The 19,590-nt window shown below is 69.2% G+C and carries 15 protein-coding genes and 2 pseudogenes; 12 read left to right on the top strand and 5 right to left on the bottom strand.

The features are described from left to right. The first annotated feature begins 129 nt into the window (after window positions 1–129). The 3 genes from SCMU_RS11180 to metE all read left to right on the top strand — a co-directional run bounded on the left by SCMU_RS11180 (window position 130) and on the right by metE (window position 5,074). On the top strand, window positions 130–1,338 hold the full coding sequence (locus SCMU_RS11180; protein ID WP_229229246.1) for an ROK family transcriptional regulator: 1,209 nt from the start codon (window positions 130–132) through the stop codon (window positions 1,336–1,338). A 343-nt stretch (window positions 1,339–1,681) separates the two neighbouring features. Then, the gene (locus SCMU_RS11175) at window positions 1,682–2,632 is read left to right on the top strand and encodes a methylenetetrahydrofolate reductase (RefSeq protein ID WP_229229245.1); all 951 of its coding nucleotides are present in this window, start codon (window positions 1,682–1,684) and stop codon (window positions 2,630–2,632) included. A 39-nt stretch (window positions 2,633–2,671) separates the two neighbouring features. Then, window positions 2,672–5,074, top strand: a complete 2,403-nt coding sequence (metE, locus tag SCMU_RS11170; protein ID WP_229229244.1) for a 5-methyltetrahydropteroyltriglutamate--homocysteine S-methyltransferase — start codon at window positions 2,672–2,674, stop codon at window positions 5,072–5,074. A 108-nt stretch (window positions 5,075–5,182) separates the two neighbouring features. On the opposite strand, the gene SCMU_RS11165 is transcribed toward metE, so the two are convergent. The 3 genes from SCMU_RS11165 to SCMU_RS11155 are packed head-to-tail and all read right to left on the bottom strand — an operon-like array spanning window position 5,183 to window position 7,496. After that, a complete protein-coding gene (locus tag SCMU_RS11165; protein ID WP_229229243.1) occupies window positions 5,183–5,686 on the bottom strand; it encodes a DUF2004 domain-containing protein in 504 nt (167 codons plus the stop codon). 51 nt (window positions 5,687–5,737) lie between these two features. Beyond that, window positions 5,738–6,553, bottom strand: a complete 816-nt coding sequence (locus tag SCMU_RS11160; protein WP_229229242.1) for a DUF72 domain-containing protein — start codon at window positions 6,551–6,553, stop codon at window positions 5,738–5,740. Between the two features lie 10 nt (window positions 6,554–6,563). Beyond that, window positions 6,564–7,496 (bottom strand): LysR family transcriptional regulator, encoded by a 933-nt coding sequence (locus SCMU_RS11155; protein ID WP_229229241.1) that lies wholly within the window; start codon window positions 7,494–7,496, stop codon window positions 6,564–6,566. Window positions 7,497–7,908: 412 nt separating this feature from the next. Here SCMU_RS11155 and nrdH point away from each other — a divergent pair, with 412 nt between their 5' ends. The 5 genes from nrdH to SCMU_RS11130 all read left to right on the top strand — a co-directional run bounded on the left by nrdH (window position 7,909) and on the right by SCMU_RS11130 (window position 12,273). Then, complete coding sequence (gene nrdH / locus SCMU_RS11150) at window positions 7,909–8,160, top strand: glutaredoxin-like protein NrdH (protein WP_229229239.1); 252 nt, start codon at window positions 7,909–7,911, stop codon at window positions 8,158–8,160. Window positions 8,161–8,289: 129 nt separating this feature from the next. Then, window positions 8,290–8,730, top strand: a complete 441-nt coding sequence (gene nrdI / locus SCMU_RS11145; RefSeq protein ID WP_229233016.1) for a class Ib ribonucleoside-diphosphate reductase assembly flavoprotein NrdI — start codon at window positions 8,290–8,292, stop codon at window positions 8,728–8,730. A 23-nt stretch (window positions 8,731–8,753) separates the two neighbouring features. After that, the gene (gene nrdE / locus SCMU_RS11140; protein ID WP_274602967.1) at window positions 8,754–10,889 is read left to right on the top strand and encodes a class 1b ribonucleoside-diphosphate reductase subunit alpha; all 2,136 of its coding nucleotides are present in this window, start codon (window positions 8,754–8,756) and stop codon (window positions 10,887–10,889) included. A gap of 40 nt (window positions 10,890–10,929) precedes the next feature. Continuing rightward, window positions 10,930–11,907 carry a class 1b ribonucleoside-diphosphate reductase subunit beta gene (gene nrdF / locus SCMU_RS11135; RefSeq protein ID WP_229229237.1) on the top strand — a complete coding sequence of 326 codons (978 nt, stop codon included), beginning with the start codon at window positions 10,930–10,932 and terminating at the stop codon, window positions 11,905–11,907. Between the two features lie 39 nt (window positions 11,908–11,946). After that, window positions 11,947–12,273, top strand: a complete 327-nt coding sequence (locus tag SCMU_RS11130) for a cupin domain-containing protein (RefSeq protein ID WP_229229235.1) — start codon at window positions 11,947–11,949, stop codon at window positions 12,271–12,273. 635 nt (window positions 12,274–12,908) lie between these two features. Here the strand turns inward: SCMU_RS11130 and SCMU_RS11125 are convergent. Further along, entirely contained in the window at window positions 12,909–13,298 is a 390-nt protein-coding gene (locus SCMU_RS11125) for a hypothetical protein (protein ID WP_229229234.1), read from the bottom strand. A gap of 516 nt (window positions 13,299–13,814) precedes the next feature. Then, window positions 13,815–14,917: pseudogene (locus tag SCMU_RS11120) on the bottom strand (MFS transporter); the annotation flags it as partial. A gap of 136 nt (window positions 14,918–15,053) precedes the next feature. Here SCMU_RS11120 and SCMU_RS11115 point away from each other — a divergent pair. From SCMU_RS11115 to SCMU_RS11100, 4 genes and pseudogenes are all read left to right on the top strand, one after another. After that, the gene (locus tag SCMU_RS11115; protein ID WP_229229233.1) at window positions 15,054–15,623 is read left to right on the top strand and encodes a DedA family protein; all 570 of its coding nucleotides are present in this window, start codon (window positions 15,054–15,056) and stop codon (window positions 15,621–15,623) included. Continuing rightward, window positions 15,620–16,453: a thioesterase family protein gene (locus SCMU_RS11110; protein ID WP_229229232.1), complete on the top strand. Its 834-nt coding sequence runs from the start codon at window positions 15,620–15,622 to the stop codon at window positions 16,451–16,453. Before SCMU_RS11115 ends, SCMU_RS11110 begins: the two co-directional genes overlap by 4 nt. A gap of 42 nt (window positions 16,454–16,495) precedes the next feature. Beyond that, window positions 16,496–17,208, top strand: a pseudogene (locus tag SCMU_RS21155) (lipoate--protein ligase family protein). An 80-nt stretch (window positions 17,209–17,288) separates the two neighbouring features. After that, the gene (locus SCMU_RS11100; RefSeq protein ID WP_229229230.1) at window positions 17,289–19,589 is read left to right on the top strand and encodes an FdhF/YdeP family oxidoreductase; all 2,301 of its coding nucleotides are present in this window, start codon (window positions 17,289–17,291) and stop codon (window positions 19,587–19,589) included. The last annotated feature ends 1 nt before the right edge of the window (window position 19,590 follow it).

The following is a 19,590-nucleotide window of genomic DNA, read 5'->3' as shown; positions in this document are numbered from 1 at the left end:
CTCGTGCCTTCGGTGCGAGAATTGTTCTAGACGGTAACGTACTTCGAAGTAGTACTTTCCGTGACCTGAGAGGACCCAGTGACGGAGACCCGGCAGTCCGCCGCCCGCCGAGGCACCAATCTGCCCAGAATGGGCGACTTCAACCTCACCGTGATCCTCGACGCGATCCGCCGCTCCGAGTCCGGCCTCAGCCGCGTCGAGCTGGCCCAGATCGTCGGGCTGTCGCCCCAGACCATCTCGAACATCTCCCGCCGCCTCCTCGACCAGAAGCTCATCGTCGAGGCGGGCAAAGAGGGCTCCGGGCCGGGCAAGCCCCGCACGATCCTGCGGCTCAATCCGAAGGGCATGTACGCAGTCGGCGTCCACCTCGACCCGAGCATCGTCACGGTCGTGCTCCTGGACCTCGTCGGCGCGATCGTTGCCAAGGACATGTTCGTCACGCCGCGCAGCCACGAGCCCGAGGAGGTCGTGGCCGCCATTGCCGAATGCGTCGAGCGGCTGCTGGCGGACTCCGGGGTGCCGCGGAAGCTCGTGGCGGGCATCGGTGTTGCCGCCCCAGGGCCGATCGACCTCGAGCGCGGGGCCGTCGTCGGGCCCCCGCTGCTGCGCGGATGGGTGGACGTGCCGCTCCAGGCCATGGTGCAGGAGGCCACCGGCCTCGAGACGACGATGGACAAGGACGTCACCGGTGCCGCCGTCGCTGAGATCTGGGCCGGCACCCCGGGAGGGACGGACTCGTTCGCGTTCTTCTACCTCGGCACCGGCCTCGGCGCCGGGCTCGTGCTCAACGGCGAGGTGTACCGGGGAAGCTCGGGCAACGCCGGCGAGATCGGGCACATCATCGTCGATCCGGACGGTCCCGACTGCTTCGACGGCTGTGGCATGCGCGGGACGATCGCCACGGTCCTCGAGCCTGTGCGGATCGTGGGCAGTGCCATCGAGGCAGGCGTACTGCCGCCGTTCGGGGATGACCCGACCGCTGCGGACTTCCAGGAGGCGTTCGCACGGCTCAACCGGCTTGTGGGCGAGGGGGACGAGCGCGCCGTCGAGATCCTCAGGGCCGCCGCGCAGAACATGGCGTGGGCCGCCGCCGTCGTCGGCAACATGCTCGACGTGGGGCGGATGGTGTTCGGGGGGCCGTTCTGGGGGCCGGTGGCCGAGTTCTGCCTCGCCGTCATGCCGGACATGGTCAACGATCTCCTCGCGACCCGGGGAATCCACCGGGTCGAGCTCGTGGGAACGGGGTTCGGGGACGATGTCGGAGCCGTCGGGGCCGCGTGCCTCGTGCTCGAGCGGGCCCTCGCCCCCCGGGCCGAGCGGCTCCTGCTCGGCGGCTAGCGTGGAGCGTCCGGGGGCACCGAGGGCGGGCGCAGCCCCGCTGCATCCGGCGTCACCCCGTGTCACATCCGCTTCACCCCGCGACACATTCGCCACAGGGCTTGAACCGCCCCACCGGGGATTCATAGGCTCGTAGGCAAGTTGCTTCCGCAACGTGTCAGCGATCCCCGGCTCGGGGATGTGGGTGCCCCCGTGAGGGCCTGACATTTGCCGCGGGGAACTGCCTGTCTCAGCGCTCCGTCCGCGGCGGCGCCGTGGGCATCTTTCCCTGCGATCCCTGATACTCCCTCCACCGCCCGTCCGCCTGCGCGGCCGGGCCGCAGACTGGACCCCAAGGACGCAAATGTCACCACCAGCCCTTCTTGACGCCCCCAGTTCGAGGGCGACCACCCCGATCGCCCTCTCCTACGAGCTCTTCCCGCCGCGGAGCGAGGCCGCGTCGCAGACGCTCTGGACGACCATCCGCGAGCTCGAGGCCACTGACCCGGACTACGTCTCCGTCACGTACGGGGCGAGCGGGTCGAACCACGACACCGCGCTGGACCTCGTCGAACGCCTCCAGCTGGAGACGACGCTGCGGCCCCTCGCGCACCTGACGTGCGTCGGCGGGACGCCGGGAGAGCTCACCGCCGTCGTGGACGAGCTCCTCGACCGCGGCGTGCGGGGCATCCTCGCCCTCCGAGGAGACGCCCCCCGCCATGGTTCGCTCCCGCAGGACGCCCTCCAGCACGCGCAGGACCTCGTAGCGCTCATCCGGCGTGCCGAGGGCCGCAGGTCCGCCCAGTTCGCGGCGGGAAAGGTCGCGATCGGGGTGGCCGCGTATCCCACCAAGCACCCGGAGTCACCGAGCGAGGGGCATGACGTTGAGGTCCTCCTCGCGAAGCAGCGCGCCGGGGCCGACTTCGCGATCACCCAGGTGTTCTTCCATGCGGACCAGTACAGCTCGCTGGTCCGGCGCGCCCGTCGGGCCGGCGTGACCATCCCCATCATCCCGGGCATCATGCCGTTCACGAGCCTGCGCCGCGTCGAGAAGCTCTCCGCACTCTCGGGCGTGGCCGCGGACCCGGCCCTCGTGGACTGCCTCCGCGCAGCCGGAGACGACGCGCCGGCCGTGCGCGCCATCGGGGTGGACGCGAGCGTGCGCCTCGCCGAGGCGGCGCTCGAATCCGGGGCCCCCGGCCTCCACCTGTACACGTTCAACGAGCATGCCGCCTCCCTCGAGGTCCTCGGCCGGCTCGACCTCCCGCGGCCCAGCCGGCCGCTCCTCGCGGCACGCCACCGCGCCGCCGTCTGATCCCCACTGATCTCCACGCCTACTTCAAGGACTTCCACCATGACCGCACAGCACACCCCTGCCCAGATCGTCCCGTTCCCCTCCGCCACGGTGCTCGGCTACCCGCGCATCGGCCGCCGCCGCGAGCTCAAGAAGGCCGTCGAGGCCTATTGGTCCGGCAAGACCAGCCAGGCCGAGCTGACCGCCGCGGCCGAGTCGATCCAGCTGGCTACGGCCGGCCGGCTCGCCGAGCTCGGGCTCACCGCCCCCTCCGCCGTCCCGGGCACGTTCTCGTTCTACGACCAGGTCCTCGACACCCTCGTGGCACTGGGCGGCGTCCCCGCGCGCTTCGGGAACCTGCACGACGCCGACGGCCGGCTCGGCCTCGACGCGTACTTCACGCTCGCCCGCGGCAACGCCGAGCAGCAGCCGCTCGAGATGACCAAGTGGTTCGACACGAACTACCACTACCTCGTGCCCGAGATCGGCCCGGAGACCGAGTTCTCGCTCTCGTCCGACCGTGTGGTCGAGGAGTTCGCGCTCGCCAAGGCCAACGGCAGCGTCACCCGCCCGTACCTCGTCGGTCCTGTGACGCTCCTGCTCCTCTCCAAGGCGTCCGACGGCGCCCCGGCGGGGTTCGCGCCGCTGTCCCGCCTCGACGATGTCCTCCCCGTCTATGTGGAGCTGCTCGCGAAGCTCGCCGCCGCCGGCGCCGAGTGGGTCCAGCTCGACGAGCCCGCCCTCGTGGCTGATCTTGACGGCGCCGGCCCCGCCGAGGTGCGTGCCGCCGTCGAGCGTGCCTACGCCGTGCTGACCGCCGCCACCGAGGGTGAGGGCCGCCCGGCAATCCTCCTGTCCGCACCGTACGGCGGGCTCGGCGAGCTGACCTCCGCCGTCTCCGCGACCGGCGTCGAGGCCGTTGCGCTGGACCTGTTCAAGGGCGCGCTGCCGTCCGATGCCGAGCTTGCCGGCTTCGCGGGCAAGACCCTCGTGGCCGGCGTCGTGGACGGCCACAACATCTGGCGCAACGACCTCGCGTCCTCCGCCCAGAAGCTTGACGCGCTCCGCGCCGCCGGGGCAGAGCACGGCTTCGCCGTCGCCGTCGCGACCTCCACCTCGACGTTCCACGTCCCCCACGACGTCGACGAGGAGCAGCAGCTCGACGCCGGCCTGCGCAGCTGGCTCGCATTCGCCGACCAGAAGGTGCGCGAGGTGGCGACCCTCGCCGCCTACCTGGCCGACCCCGCATCGGCCCGCGAGGCGATCGAGGAGGCCACCCGTGTCATCGCCTCCCGCGCCCAGGCCCCCGGCGTCCGCCGCCCCGAGGTGCGCCAGCGCACGGGTGCCCTCACCGAGGCCGACTTCTCCCGCTCGGAGTACGCGGTCCGCGCCGCGGCGCAGGAGGCGGTCCTCGACCTGCCGGCGCTGCCCACGACGACGATCGGCTCCTTCCCGCAGACCGCCGAGGTCCGCGGGGCGCGCGCCCGCCTGAACAAGGGCGCGATCGACGCGGCCGAGTATGAGAAGCTCATGAAGGACGAGATCAAGCGCGTCGTTGAGCTTCAGGAGGAGCTCGGCTTCGATGTGCTCGTCCATGGCGAGCCCGAGCGCAACGACATGGTCCAGTACTTCGCCGAGAACCTCGACGGCTTCGACGTCACGGTCCACGGCTGGGTCCAGTCCTACGGCTCCCGCTGCACGCGCCCGTCGATCCTCTGGGGCGACGTGTCCCGCCAGGCCGGTCCGTCGATCCTGTGGGGCGACGCCTCCAGCGCGGCGTCGATCACGGTCCCGTGGACCGAGTACGCCCAGTCCCTGACCGAGAAGCCGGTCAAGGGCATGCTCACGGGGCCGGTGACCATCCTCGCGTGGTCCTTCGTCCGCGATGACCAGCCCCTCGCCGAGACCGCGAACCAGGTGGCGCTCGCGCTGCGCGACGAGATCGCGGACCTCGAGGCGGCCGGCATCAAGGTCATCCAGGTCGACGAGCCGGCCCTCCGCGAGCTGCTCCCGCTGCGCCGCGCCGACCAGCCGGCCTACCTCGACTGGTCCGTCAAGTCGTTCCGCCTCGCGACCGCGGGTGCCGCGGATCCCACCCAGATCCACACGCACCTGTGCTACTCCGAGTTCGGGGCCATCATCGACGCGATCGACGGCCTCGACGCCGACGTGACCTCGATCGAGGCCGCCCGCTCGCGTATGGAGGTCGTCAACGACCTCGAGGCCCACGGGTTCGGCCGCGGCGTCGGACCGGGCGTGTACGACATCCACTCCCCGCGGGTACCCGGCCAAGAGGAGATCGAGGAGTTGCTCGCGACCGCGGTCGCGCACGTTCCCGCCCGCCAGCTCTGGGTGAACCCGGACTGCGGGCTCAAGACCCGCGGCTACGAGGAGACGGAGGCCTCGCTGCGCCACCTCGTCGAGGCGACCAAGGCCGCGCGCGCCGCGCTCGTGACCGCCTGACGGCCCTGACGTCCGCGCCCGCGCGAGACTGAGACGACGACGACGCCGGCCCCCGAGTTTCCTCGGGGGCCGGCGTCGTCGTCTCAGGGCTGGTGCTGGGCAGCGGGATCAGTCCCAGAGGACCTCGTCGTCGACCATGCCGTCCGAATCGGCGGCGGCGACGAGGACCTCGTCCGTGAAGCCCTGGCCGAGGGTGAAGTCCAGTACAAAGTAGCGTTCTGGTTGCCCGGGGAAGATCCCGACGTGCGCGAGCCTGAGCGCGCGGAGGAAGACGTCCTTGCTGATGTCCTCGGGACGCTCGACCCCGAACACGGATGTGACGTCGCCATCGCGGAGGTTCTGGCAGTGGAAGCGGCGGTACTGGTCGGCGGCGCTGTCCTCGTCGTCGAGCTCCTGGCCGATGAGCTCCCGCACGGACTCGACGAGTTCGGGAAGGAAGCGCAGCCTGTAGTCGACCTTGTGCAGCGACGCCTCGTCGAGCCGGTCCTGGTCGGTGATGTTCAAGTCCAGCTCCACCGGGGAGCCCCCGAGCGTGAACGAGCCGGCCACGGCTCGGCTTCCCGCCGGCGCGAGGGCTATCTCGCCGAAGTGCTGGCTGATTGCCGTCTCCATGACAGAACGATAGCCCGCCCCCGCGTGGCAGGCCAGCACCTCATCGCCGCCTCAGACCAGCCGGGCAAGGAGGGACACGGCGTCGTGCGGCGCGCGGCCGTCGGCGTCGTTGTCGAAGTAGACGTAGGAGTCGTGGCCGGACGAGAGCCATTCCGCGACGCGGCCGGCCCAGCGGTCCAAGGAGGCCTCTGAGTACCCGCCTCGGTACAGCTCCGTCTCGCCGTGGAGGCGTACGTAGCGGAAGCCCGCCGTGTCCGCGTCCACGGCGGGCCACGCGCCGGCGCTGTCCGAGAGGACCATGGAGATCCCGTGCCGCTCGAAGAGCGCTCGGGCGTCGGGCGAGTCGAAGCTCTCGTGGCGGGGCTCGACGGCGTGCAGCAGCGGCCTGTCGACGGCCGCCACCGTGAGCGCCCGGTCCTCGGGCACGTGGGCGTCGTGCCGTGCGGCGAGCTCGGCAGCAGCAGCCGTGGACCGCGGGAGGAGGTCGAAGAACTCCGCCAGCCGGCCGGCGTCGTACGCCATCCGTCCGGGCAGCTGCCACAGGAGCGGCCCGAGCGCGTCCTCGAGCGCGAGGACGCCGGAGGCGAAGAAGTTCGCGAGCGCGGTCTCGACACCACGCAGCTGCAAGAGGTGGGTGATGAACCGCCCGCCCTTCACCGCGAAGACGAACCCCTCGGGGACGGCCTCCCGCCAGGAGCGGTACGAGGACGGGCGCTGGAGCGAGTAGAACGAGCCGTTGACCTCGGCGGAGGTGACGCGTTCGGCGAGGTAGGCGAGCTCGTCGGCCTGGCGGAGGCCTCGCGGGTAGAAGTCGCCGCGCCAGTTCCGGTAGCGCCAGCCGGACACGCCGATGTGCGCATGGGCCATGCAGGCAAGGCTACCGCGCGCCGGCCCCCGGACCCCGGGAGGGAAGGGAGCCGAGGGCGTCGGCCATGAGATCGAGGAACAGCGTCGTGGACGATTCCGCGGCGCCGCGCGGGCGGAGGGCGAAGATGTTCCGCGCGAGCCGGATCTCGGGCACGTCGACCACCACCACGCCGGCGGGCTTCGACTGGAGCGCGAGCCCCGGGACGAGGGCGGCGCCCAGCCCGGCCGAGGCCAGACCGAGGCTCGCGTTGAAGTCGTCGCTGTACGCCACGACCCGGGGCGAGAGGCCGCAGCTGGCGAAGAGCCGGTCGATGACCGTCGCGTCGCCGGTCCCCGGATGGTGCACAATCCACGGCATGCCGCCGAGTTGGTCCGCGGAGACCCGTACGCCGTCCGCGATGCCCCACGACTCCGGCAGCACGACGTGGAACGGATCGTCGCCGATCCACTGCCGATCCGCGGTGTGCGGCCACGCCAGCCCGCTCTGGCCGACCTGGTAGACGAGCACGACGTCGAGGTCGCCGCCCGCTGCGAGTCGGCGGACGGTATCGCCGGGCTCGGCGACGGAGACGTGCAGGTCGAGGCCGAGGCGTCGCCACCCCTCCCCGCGGAGCACCCGGGGGAGCACATAGGTGGCCAGGCTCGGGAAGATGCCCAGCCGGAGCTCGCGGCCCGCCGCCTCGGCCGCGCGCGCCGTCGCGGCCCTGAGCGTGTCGATGTCGGTCAGGACCTTGGCCGCGTGGCGCATCATGACGAGCGCCGCCTCGGTCGGCTCGATGCTCCGGGCAGTCCGGTGGAACAGCTCGACGCCGGTCTCGCGCTCGAGCGCGGCCATCTGCTGTGACACGGCCGACGGCGTGTACCCCAGATGGGCGGCGGCGGCGGCGAACGAGCCGAGCCGGACCACCTCGATGAGCGTCTGGAGGTGGACGGGGTTCACCATCGTGGCCTCCTTGGTCTCGCCGGCGCGCTCAAGCCTACGGCACACGTGCCCGTGCGGCGCGCTGCGGTGCCGGCCGCGACACGCCCGTCGCGACACGCCGCGACACGCCGTGAGATGAACGACACGCAAACTCCTTGGGACTGTGCGCAGAGGGGTCCACAGGCTGTGGACAACCGACCCCGAAGGGCGGGAATACGGGGCTGCTGGCGGTGCATTAAATGTGGGGAGTCTGTGGACTCGGCGGCCGCAGAATGACATACTTGTAAGACAACATCTTGGGGTCCACGGCGAGGGCATGCACTACATGTAGTATCGAGGGCACCGAGGTGCTCGAGACCTGAGGGGCGGCCGTCGGGACGGCGGCGGCGAGTGCCTCGGCCGAGGAAGCTTTTGAAGGATGGGGTAAGGAATCATGAACGTTACGGTCTACACGAAGCCGGCGTGCGTGCAGTGCAATGCGACCTACCGTGCCCTCGACAAGAAGGGCATCGCGTACACGAGCGTCGATGTCACGGAGGACCCGGCGGCCCTCCAGAAGATCAAGGACCTGGGCTACCTGCAGGCGCCGGTCGTCGTGACCGATGCAGACCAGTGGTCTGGCTTCCGTCCTGACAAGATCGCCGCGATCGCCCAGGGCGGCGCCGCCGCCGCGTCGGTGGCCTGAGCCGTCCCGCAGGTCCACACGGCCCTCCAACCCATTAGCACTCACCAACTACGAGCCTCACCAACCACGAGGGGGTGCGCTCAGATGGCCTCGCAGATCATTGCCGCGGCGGATGCCGGCGCGACGGGCATGGACTCCGGTCCCCGCCTGACATCCGCGCGGCTGGTCTACTTCTCCTCTGTCTCGGGAAACACCCACCGGTTCGTGGGCAAGCTGGGCTGCGAGGCCGAGAGGATCCCGCTGCATCTGCACGACGCCCCGCTGCGGGCGACAGAGCCGTTCGTGCTGGTCGTTCCGACCTACGGCGGGACGGGTGGCGCCGGATCTGTGCCGAAGCAGGTCATCAGATTCCTCAACGACCCGCAGAACCGGGGCCTCATCCGGGGCGTCATCAGCGCGGGCAACACGAACTTCGGGGACAACTACTGCGCCGCGGGCGACATCATCGCCGTCAAGTGCACGGTGCCCCACCTCTATCGATTCGAACTCATGGGCACCGCTGACGACGTGGCCCGGGTCACCGAAGGATTGGACAAATTTTGGACGCGACTGTCGCAGAACCCGCAGTAGCCGAGACGGCGGAGGGCAAGGCCGTGGACTCGAAGGAGCTGCCCGCGAAGTACAGGGGCCTGGGCTACCACGAGCTCAACGCCATGCTCAACCTGTATGGCGAGGACGGGAAGATCCAGTTCGACGCCGACCGCTACGCGGCGCGCCAGTACTTCCTGGACCATGTCAACACCAACACCGTGTTCTTCCATGATCTGGACGAGAAGCTCGACTACCTCGTCAAGAAGGACTACTACGAGCGGGAGACCCTCGACCAGTACACGATGAACTTCGTCCGTGACCTGTTCGCGCGGGCCTACAAGAAGAAGTTCCGCTTCGAGACGTTCCTCGGCGCGTTCAAGTTCTACACCTCGTACACCCTCAAGACGTTCGACGGGAAGCGCTACCTCGAGCGGTACGAGGATCGCGTGTGCATGGTGGCACTGCACCTCGCGCGCGGGGACGAGAAGCTCGCGACCCAGCTCGTGGACGAGATCATCGCGGGCCGCTTCCAGCCCGCCACGCCGACTTTCCTCAACGCCGGCAAGAAGCAGCGCGGCGAGCTCGTCTCGTGCTTCCTGCTGCGCATCGAGGACAACATGGAGTCGATCGCGCGCGGCATCAACTCCGCGCTCCAGCTTTCGAAGCGCGGCGGCGGGGTCGCCCTCTCCCTGACCAACATCCGCGAGCACGGCGCTCCGATCAAGCAGATCGAGAACCAGTCCTCTGGCGTCATCCCGGTCATGAAGCTCCTCGAGGACTCCTTCTCGTACGCAAACCAGCTCGGCGCGCGCCAGGGCGCGGGCGCTGTGTACCTGCACGCCCACCACCCTGACATCTACCGCTTCCTCGACACGAAGCGTGAGAACGCAGACGAGAAGATCCGCATCAAGACGCTCTCCCTCGGCGTCGTGATCCCGGACATCACGTTCGAGCTCGCGAAGCGGAACGAGGACATGTACCTCTTCTCTCCGTATGACGTGGAGCGGGTCTACGGCAAGCCGTTCTCGGACGTTTCCGTCACGGAGAAGTACTACGAGATGGTCGACGACGCGCGGATCAAGAAGACCAAGATCAACGCCCGCGAGTTCTTCCAGACCCTCGCCGAGATCCAGTTCGAGTCCGGCTACCCGTACATCATGTTCGAGGACACGGTGAACCGGGCCAACCCGATCGCCGGCAAGGTCACGATGAGCAACCTGTGCTCCGAGATCCTTCAGGTCTCCACGCCGAGCGAGTACAACGAGGACCTCACGTACGCGACCGTCGGCAAGGACATCTCCTGCAACCTCGGCTCGATGAACATCGCCAAGACGATGGACTCGGAGGACTTCGCGCTGTCGATCGAGACGGCGATCCGGGCGCTCTCGGCCGTCTCGGACATGAGCTACATCGAGTCCGTGCCGTCCGTCGCGGAGGGCAACTCGAAGTCGCACGCGATCGGCCTTGGCCAGATGAACCTCCACGGGTACCTGGCCCGCGAGCGGGTCCACTACGGCTCCGAAGAGGGCCTGGACTTCACGAACATCTACTTCTACACGGTGCTCTTCCACGCGCTGCGTGCCTCGAACCTCCTCGCGAAGGAGCACGGGCAGGCGTTCGGCGGCTTCGAGAACTCGAAGTACGCCTCGGGCGAGTTCTTCGACAAGTACACCGAGCAGGAGTGGGTGCCTCAGACCGAGAAGGTCAAGGAGCTCTTCGCCAAGGTCCACATCCCCACGCAGGAGGACTGGAGTGCGCTCAAGGCGGACGTCATGGAGCACGGCATCTACAACCAGAACCTCCAGGCGGTCCCGCCCACCGGCTCGATCAGCTACATCAACAACTCGACGTCCTCGATCCACCCGGTCGCGTCCAAGGTCGAGATCCGCAAGGAAGGCAAGATCGGCCGCGTCTACTACCCGGCGCCGTACCTGACGAACGAGAACCTCGACTACTACCAGGACGCCTACGAGATCGGCTACGAGAAGATCATCGACACGTACGCCGCCGCGACCCAGCACGTGGACCAGGGCCTCTCGCTCACGCTGTTCTTCAAGGACACCGCGACCACGCGGGACATCAACAAGGCCCAGATCTACGCGTGGCGCAAGGGCATCAAGACGCTCTACTACATCCGCCTCCGCCAGCTTGCCCTCGAGGGGACTGAGGTGGAGGGCTGCGTCTCGTGCATGTTGTGATTGCTTACTCTCAGTTTAGGTTCGCTCGAAAGGACCAGCGATGACCCCCGAGAAGCTCAAGCTCCTCGACCACGTCCAGGCGATCAACTGGAACCGCATCCAGGATGAGAAGGACGTCGAGGTGTGGAACCGCCTCGTGAACAACTTCTGGCTGCCCGAGAAGGTGCCGCTGTCCAACGACGTGCAGTCGTGGGCAACGCTGACGCCCGAGGAGCAGCAGCTCACGATGCGCGTCTTCACGGGCCTGACGCTCCTGGACACGATCCAGGGCACCGTCGGCGCTGTGAGCCTCATCCCGGATGCGATCACGCCGCACGAGGAGGCCGTCTACACGAACATCGCGTTCATGGAGTCGGTCCACGCCAAGAGCTACTCGTCGATCTTCTCGACCCTGTGCTCGACCAAGGAGATCGACGACGCGTTCCGATGGAGCCTCGAGAACGAGAACCTCCAGCGCAAGGCGCACATCGTCATGGACTACTACCGGGGCGACGAGCCGCTCAAGCGCAAGGTCGCCTCGACCCTGCTCGAGAGCTTCCTCTTCTACTCGGGCTTCTACCTCCCGATGTACTGGTCCTCGCGGGCCAAGCTCACGAACACGGCCGACCTCATCCGCCTCATCATCCGCGACGAGGCCGTGCACGGGTACTACATCGGCTACAAGTTCCAGAAGGGCCTCGAGCAGGTCTCCGAGGAGAAGCGCCAGGAGATCAAGGACTACACGTTCGAGCTCCTGTTCGAACTGTATGAGAACGAGGTGCAGTACACGCACGACCTGTACGACCCGGTGGGCCTGTCCGAGGACGTGAAGAAATTCCTCCACTACAACGCGAACAAGGCGCTCATGAACCTCGGCTACGAGGCGATGTTCCCGAGTTCCGTCACGGACGTGAACCCGGCGATCCTCTCGGCCCTGAGCCCGAACGCGGACGAGAACCACGACTTCTTCTCCGGGTCCGGCTCGAGCTACGTGATCGGCAAGGCGGTCAACACCGAAGACGAGGACTGGGACTTCTGAGGCCTTGACCCCCTGATCCGGCCGACGGACGATGCCAGAATGCGGAAGTTCTCACTGGACGCCTTGGCGCGCGAGCATCTGGATCAGGCTGCGAACGGATCGTCGGGCCGCAGCGCCAGCACTGTCTACGGAGGGCACGAACAGTCCCTCCGCCAGACGCTCGTGGCACTGCGGGCCGGCACGTCCCTCGCTGAGCATGACAGTCCCGGCGAAGCCACGGTGATCGTGCTGCGGGGGAGGATCACGCTAGTCTCCGACGGCGAGACCTGGGATGGGCGCACCGGCGATCTCCTCGTCGTCCCACCCGCCCGGCACAGCATCGAGGCGCATGAGGACAGCGTCATCCTGCTCACCGTGGCGAAGTAGCCTCGAACGCACGACGGCGGTCTCCGCGCCCAGCGCGAGGGGGCCGCCGTCGTCGTGCGTCGGACCACTCACCGCGGATCGAATGCAGGGTGCCGCTGCTCCGGGCCTTCCCGTGATGTGGGGGAGTCCGCTCGGCGCTTTTTGGTGTGAACAAGAGGGACGGTGCGGAGCTTCCCTGCTGCAACGGGCCCCAGAGCCTCGGGTGGGGCTGGGCACTAAACGGGCGATCTGGGCGTCGTCCGCCGCGCTGCTGTTCGGACCAGCTTCACAGGGCAGCAGACGCATCTCGCGCGTGCGGTCGCTGCTCGGTGTGGGTGGGAGTCGGCGTCGTCCTAGGCGCGGTGGTTCCCTCGCATGTGGCATCGGCCCAGCGCTCGAGGTGGGGTTCCTGCGCGGGGCTCTATTTCGTTCCTCCGTGCTCGCGGGGACACCCGAAACGCCTTCTCCTTTCCTACTAACGCAGAAAATAGAAAATGTCGGTGTCGCCGTGAAACTGGGCCATCTCCGCCCGTTGCGTTGTTCGGGGAACATTCAAAGCCGCCCGTTCGCACGGTGAATTGAGCCCTACGGTGGCCCTGGCCGAGCAGCTCGCGGACATGTCTGCCGCCGTCGAGGAGGAGATGGCCGCCGGAGCATCAGGACTGGTCACGGCGTGAGGACTTGCTGCCGCGGACCGCGGCAGCGTGCGCGGCGCGCGGTGCGAGGAGGCTGAGTTGAGCGTGCGGGCCAACCGCGTGGCGGGGCGACATCGTCACGCCCTCGCCGCCGGTCTGGCAGGACCTGCGCGCGATCGAGCGGGCTACCTTCCAGGTCCAGGACGTCACGGACGTCCTGGCAAGCGTGATCTGGGAGGAGCATGCCGGACCACCGTGCCAGCCGAGCTCACGCACCGAGCTCGCCACGGCGGCTCGCGGCCACAGCCGAGGGGTGGCTGCGGAGCGTGGCGCGACCTGGAGGTGCTGGACCCGGCACTCGACCGGGCGCAGGAGTCGATCGACATCCTCAGCGGGTTCCTGTCCTACCATCAGCGTGGCCGCCCGCGACGCTCTCCGGTGAGCGCCACGGCCGCCATCGCACGTGTCACTGTCCCGGATCCTGCGGATCATTCCGCGGCCGGTACGGCGCGTCGGACCACTGAGGAGCCGGTCAGGCGGTCTTCCGCGCGGGAACTCGGACCTGCCCTCCGGCGCGTGCATCGGTGTGGCGATGGTCCCGCCGGTCATGGCCAGCTACGGCGACGACCACCGAGGACGCCGCGACGGCCAGCACGGCGAGGACATACCGCGGCCGACGCCGGCACGATGGCCAGGCGCGTGCAGCCCACCGCTGTTGGGGGTGCTTGCGTAGATGCTGTCGCGATCGCGCCGAACACGGCCACGCGAGTTAGGGCGCTGCACGCCGATCGAGGCGGGGCGGAACAGAGTTCGTGGCCCGTCACGACGCCCCGCCGTCGTTCCATTCGACGCTAGCGACTGTGCCGCGAGATGAGCGTCGGCGGGAGAGGCGGTGATGGCGCCATGCCGAGGCCCGATCACACGGAAGGCAGCTGCCCGCGACCCAGGCAACCGTTGGCGTGTGGGCCGTGGCGGCGAGGACCGCGGTGCCCGCCACGGCGATCAGGATGCCGATCAGGGCCGTGGCGCGGAAGCCGATCCGCAGGTACAGGCGTCCGGGACTGCGATGCGCTGATGGGCCATCCGATCGTGAGCGCCGCGAGCGCGAGGCCCGCGAGGATCGGGGAGACGGAGACCGAACCCTCGAGGAACGTCGGGACATAGGAGGTGAGGCCGAGGATCATGGCGCCCACGCCGAACGAGACGAGGGTGGTGGTCAGGAGAAGCCGCCGTGAGACCACCCACAGCGGGAGGACGGGCTCGGCGGCCCGCCGCTCGACGAGCAGGAAGGCGGCAAACAGGGCGGCGCCGAGCCCGAACGCACCCACGCTCGGCAGCGAGTCCCACGCCCAGGCCTGCCCTCCCTCGAGCGCACCGAGAATCAGCAGCGTCATGGAGGCGGTCAGGAGAGCGGACCCGACGAAGTCGATCCGATGGCGGGACCTCTCCACGGTCTCATGGAAGGTACGCATGAGCATCCAGGCGGCAAGGAGGCAGAGGGGGATGTTCACGAGGAAGATCCCGCGCCAGATCCCCAGCTGCGCGAAGATGCCGCCCAGCGTGGGGCCGACCACCGAAGAGATGGCCCACACGCTGGCCAGGTACCCCTGCACCAGGGCGCGCTCGGCCACGGTGTAGATGTCCCCGGCGATGGTCACGGCCATGGGCTGGACTGCGCCGGCACCAAGCCCTTGGACCACCCTGAAAGCGATGAGCGCCCCCATCGACCCGGCCACTCCGCACAGGATGGAGCCGAGCAGGAACAGCCCGATGCCGGTCAGGACGAGGGGCTTGCGGCCCACGGTGTCCGCGAGCTTCGCGTACACGGGGACGGAGACCGCCTGGGCGAGCATGTAGGCGGAGAAGAGCCAGGGGAATGAGGAGAAGCCGCCGACGTCGTGCACAATCGACGGCACGGCGGTCGCGACGATCGTCGAATCGATGGCCACGAGGCCTGTGGTGAGCATGAGCGCGATGAGGACGGGCCCCCGCTCGGACCGGAAGCCGACGTCCGCACGCGTGATGGTCATGTGAGGGGAACCTCACAGGGACGCCAATTAGTCCCGCGCACCGGTGGACTAGGCTGTTCTATTAGGCGACGAGACTGTTGCCTAATCTTCGCCACCCGTCGTCAGGGCGGTGCCGTCATCGTCGCAGGGGGTGCGCGTGGACCAGATCCTCTCGCTGCCGTTCGGGGCCGCATGGGCGCTGCTGTTCGTCATCGTCCTGATCCGGACGAGTGCGACGTACTGGGCCGGCAGGGGCATCGCGGCAGGCGCCGCACGCAGCCGGGGCCTTGCCGAGCGGCTCGAGCGTCCGGGCCCTGCCGCCCGCATCGCCCGCGCGCAGCGGATCCTCGACCGCTGGGGCCCGTTCGCGATCGTCCTGACGTACCTCACGATCGGCCTCCAGACGGCCGTCAACCTCGCCGCCGGGCTGGGAGGGATGCATGTGCGCAGACACCTCCCGGCTGCCGCCGTCGGCTCGGTGATCTGGGCGTTCGTCTACGCGACGGTGGGCCTCGCGGCCTTCGACCTGTGGTTCGAGCACCTGGCCGGGTCGCTGTGGATGTGGATGGTCATCGCCGCGGTGGCGATGATCGTCGTCGTGCGCGTCCTGATCGTGGCCCGCCTCAGGGGCAGTTCAGCACGGGGGACGCGGGGCCTGGCCCCCGCGCCGGATAGTCTTGATGAGGCCTCCCAGCGTGGGGAGGGCCAGGAGAGGAGCGGGACGTGACGCAGCAGGCCGGGGCGAATACCGAGTGGGCGCAGGAGCTGCCCGAGCTGGCAGTCGGGGACTTCTACTACGAGGACCTCGGTGGCGGGCGCTACCGCTCCACGATCCACGCGCAGGGCGCGTGGAATGCCCACGAGCAGCACATGGCGCCCGCGTCCGGGATCCTCGCGCACGCGCTGGCCCAGCACGATCCGCGCGCTGACATGCGCATCGCGCGGATCGGCTACGAGATCCTCGGCCTCATCCACGCGGGCGAGTTCGAGGTGACCACCCGGACCGTGCGCCCCGGCCGGACCATCGAGCTCATCGAGGCCGAGCTCACCGCGCACGGACGCGTCGCGATCCGGGCCCTCGCGTGGCGACTCGTCACCACGGACAGCTCGGCCGTGGCTGCGGTCGAGGACGCCCCGATCCCTGCCCGTGAGGACTGCGAGCGCTGGGACGGCTCGACCGAGTGGCCGGGCGGGTTCATCCGCTCGCTCGAGATGTACCAGGCCCCTCACCACCGCTCCGGCAACGGCACGGTGTGGATCCGCACCCCGCACCCGCTCGTGGGTGGGACGGCGAGCCCCGACTGGGTGCGGCTCACCGGCCTCGTGGACACGGCCAACGGCATCGCGACGCGGGTGCCCCCGGGACCCGGCAGCTGGGCGTTCCCGAACGTGGACCTGCAGATCCACATGTACCGCGAGCCGCGCGGCGAGTGGCTCGGGATCGACAACGCCGTCTCGTTCGGCGCCGACGGCATCGGCCTGACCTCGTCCGTGCTGCACGACTCCGAGGGCCCGTTCGGCCACGCGGAGCAGATCCTCACCCTCCGCAGGAGCTGAGCCGTGGCCGAGTGGAACTCTGGCCCAGAGGGCCAGGGAACGGTGCCGCTCGCCGTCGTGCGCGGCAGCGGGCTCGCGCCGGGGGAAGGGCCCGGAGCCGCCGCGGAGCTGGCCCGCGCCGCCGGGCTGCTCGACGAGGTCAAGCGCGGCATCCGCGGCGCCACCCTGCGCCTGTACAGACCGCACCCGACCATGGCCTTCGGCCAGCGGGACACCCGCCTCGAGGGTTTCGATGCCGCCCGCGCCGCCTCTCTCACACACGGGTTCGAGCCCGTAGTGCGCAAGGCCGGCGGCCGCGCGGCCGCCTACCACGGGGGCACCCTCATCGTGGACCATATCGAGCCCGCGCGCGAGGCCATGGTGGGCCACCGCCACGCTTCGAGGTCTTCGGCGAGCTCTACGCCGGCGTGCTGCGGAGCGTCGGCGTCGACGCGCGAGTCGGCGAGATCCCCGGCGAGTACTGCCCCGGTGAGTTCAGCGTCCACGGCGTCCCGCGCACGACGGCGGGAGGCCGGGTCAAGCTTGTCGGCACGGCCCAGCGGGTGGTCGCCGGGGCGTGGCTGTTCTCCTCGGTGTTCGTCGTGAGCGACGCGGCGCCGGTGCGGGCTGTCCTCACCGACGTGTACGGCGCGCTCGGCCTGCCGTTCGATCCGGCCACCGCTGGTGCGGCGGACGACCTTGTGCCCGGCCTCACTGTCGGCGCGGTCGAGGATGCCCTCCTCGCGATGTACGCCGAGCGGGGCGCGCTCGCTTAAGGCCGTCGTTGCCCTTCCTCCCGGGCGGTGCTAGACCGGAGGGAACGGGCCCGCCCGGGGCCCGGGGAGGTCAGCTCGACATGGCACGCAAGCCCCTTGAGGAGGACGCCACCGATGCGAACCTGCGCGTCGAGCGGCCCGAGCGCAGCGCGGCGGGCATCCCGAGCCTGATCGCGAGCATCCCGCCGGCGCTGGGCCGCATGGGGACCGCGCGCTCGGTCACCGCCCTGCTGAACATGAACCAGAAGGATGGGTTCGACTGCATGAGCTGTGCGTGGCCGGACCCGCCGGAGCGCAAGGTTGCGGAGTTCTGCGAGAACGGCGCGAAGGCGGTCACCTGGGAGGCGGACCGGCTCACGGTTCCCTCGGCATTCTGGGCCGAGCACTCAGTGACCGAGCTCAGGGAGCGCACCGAGTACTGGCTCGGACAACAGGGGCGCCTCGTGGAGCCCGTGTACAAGCCAGCGGACAGCGACCGCTACCACCCCGTGTCCTGGGATGATGCCTTCGGGATCATCGCCCGGGAGCTCAAGGCGCTCGACTCCCCGGACCAGGCCACCTTCTACACCTCCGGGCGCACGAGCAACGAGGCAGCCTTCGCATACCAGCTGTTCGTGCGGGCGTTCGGCACCAACAATCTCCCGGACTGCTCGAACATGTGCCACGAGTCCACCGGGGCGGCGATGGGGGAGACCATCGGAGTAGGCAAGAGCGCCATCTCCTACGAGGATTTCGCCAAGTCGGACCTCATCATCATCATGGGTCAGAACCCCGGCACCTGCCACCCGCGCATGCTCACCGCGCTCGAGGAGGCCAAGCTCGCCGGGGCGCAGATCGTCGCCGTCAACCCGCTGCCCGAGGCCGGGCTCATCAACTTCAAGAACCCACAGCGCCCCCGCGGGCTCATCGGGCACGGTACCGACTTGGCAGACCAGTTCCTCCAGATCCGCCTCGCCGGGGACATGGCGCTCATGCAGGCTGTCTCCAAGCGGGTCCTCGACGCCGAGGCCGCCGCACCCGGCACCGTGCTGGACCACGATTTCCTGCGCGAACACTGCCAGGGCCTCGACGAGTTCCGGGCCCACCTCGCCACGCTCGATCCGGACGAGGTCCGCGCAGCCACCGGCCTCCACGACGAGGAGATCGACGAGCTCGCCGCACGGTACCTGGCCGCGGACAAGGTGATCATCACGTGGGCCATGGGCCTGACCCAGCACAAGAAGGCCGTGCCGACCATCAAGGAGATCATCAACCTCCTGCTCCTGCGTGGGAACATCGGCAAGCCCGGTGCCGGACCGTCCCCCATCCGGGGCCACTCCAACGTCCAGGGCGACAGGACCATGGGCATCTGGGAGAAGATGCCGGACCCATTCCTCGACGCCCTCCAGAAGGAATTCGGCTTCAGCCCGCCCCGCCCGCACGGACTCGACGCGGTCCAGAGCATCCGTGCGCTCGCGGACGGCCGCGTCAAGGCCTTCATCGCCCTCGGCGGAAATCTCGTCTCCGCCATCTCGGACACCGCGGTGGCCGAGGAGGGGATGACGAGGGCGCGCCTGAGCGTGAGCATCTCGACCAAGCTCAACCGCACGCATGCGTTCGTGGGCGCGGAGGCGCTCATCCTGCCGACGCTGGGCCGCACCGAGGTGGACGCGCAGGAGTCGGGGCCGCAGTTCGTGAGCATCGAGGACACCGTGTGCGCCGTCCGCCCCTCGGCCGGCAAACTCGCGCCCATCTCGCTGAACGCGCTCTCCGAGGTAGCAATCGTCTCCCGCCTCGCCCGCGCCGTCCTCGGCGAGGACCACCCGGTCGACTGGGCAGGATTCGAACGGGACTATGACGTGATCCGCGAGCACATCTCCCGCGTGTGCCCCGGTTGCGAGGACTACAACACCCGAATCCGCCGTCCCGGCGGGTTCGTCCTGGCGCACCCGCCACGGGACGAGCGGCGGTTCCCGACCGCCACCGGCAAGGCCACGATCACGGTCAACGAGCTCGAGACTGTGCAGGTGCCCGAGGGGCGCCTGCTCCTGCAGACGGTCCGATCCCACGACCAGTTCAACACCACGATGTACGGGCTCAACGACCGCTACCGCGGCATCCACCGTGGACGGCACGTCCTGTTCGTGAACCCGGACGACCTCGACTCGCTCGGACTCGCCGACGGCGAGCACGTCGACGTCCACTCCGAGGCCGACGACGGCGTGGACCGCTGCCTGCCGGGGCTGCGGATCGTCTCGTACCCGACTGCAAAGGGGTGCGTCGCGGCGTACTTCCCCGAGGCGAACGTCCTCGTCCCGCTCGGCGCGACGGCCGAGGTGAGCAACACGCCGGTGTCCAAGTCCGTCGTCGTGCGCCTGGAGAAGGCAGCGGCGCCGGTCTGAC

This window comes from Sinomonas cyclohexanicum (assembly GCF_020886775.1).
In the GTDB taxonomy this organism is placed as follows: domain Bacteria; phylum Actinomycetota; class Actinomycetes; order Actinomycetales; family Micrococcaceae; genus Sinomonas; species Sinomonas cyclohexanicum.
The sequence above is the reverse complement of the archived record's forward strand: the minus strand, read 5'-3'. Positions and strand labels throughout refer to the sequence as shown.

Bases quoted from the DNA above. Each gene is read 5' to 3' on its own strand.
- nrdI (WP_229233016.1), top strand. From the start codon at position 8,290: ATGGACTCCGGTCCCCGCCTGACATCCGCGCGGCTGGTCTACTTCTCC.
- SCMU_RS11100 (WP_229229230.1), top strand. From the start codon at position 17,289: ATGGCACGCAAGCCCCTTGAGGAGGACGCCACCGATGCGAACCTGCGC.
- SCMU_RS11165 (WP_229229243.1), bottom strand. From the start codon at position 5,686: ATGGAGACGGCAATCAGCCAGCACTTCGGCGAGATAGCCCTCGCGCCG.
- SCMU_RS11180 (WP_229229246.1), top strand. From the start codon at position 130: ATGGGCGACTTCAACCTCACCGTGATCCTCGACGCGATCCGCCGCTCC.
- SCMU_RS11130 (WP_229229235.1), top strand. From the start codon at position 11,947: ATGCGGAAGTTCTCACTGGACGCCTTGGCGCGCGAGCATCTGGATCAG.
- metE (WP_229229244.1), top strand. From the start codon at position 2,672: ATGACCGCACAGCACACCCCTGCCCAGATCGTCCCGTTCCCCTCCGCC.
- SCMU_RS11155 (WP_229229241.1), bottom strand. From the start codon at position 7,496: ATGGTGAACCCCGTCCACCTCCAGACGCTCATCGAGGTGGTCCGGCTC.
- SCMU_RS11175 (WP_229229245.1), top strand. From the start codon at position 1,682: ATGTCACCACCAGCCCTTCTTGACGCCCCCAGTTCGAGGGCGACCACC.
- nrdH (WP_229229239.1), top strand. From the start codon at position 7,909: ATGAACGTTACGGTCTACACGAAGCCGGCGTGCGTGCAGTGCAATGCG.
- nrdF (WP_229229237.1), top strand. From the start codon at position 10,930: ATGACCCCCGAGAAGCTCAAGCTCCTCGACCACGTCCAGGCGATCAAC.
- SCMU_RS11125 (WP_229229234.1), bottom strand. From the start codon at position 13,298: ATGGTAGGACAGGAACCCGCTGAGGATGTCGATCGACTCCTGCGCCCG.
- SCMU_RS11160 (WP_229229242.1), bottom strand. From the start codon at position 6,553: ATGGCCCATGCGCACATCGGCGTGTCCGGCTGGCGCTACCGGAACTGG.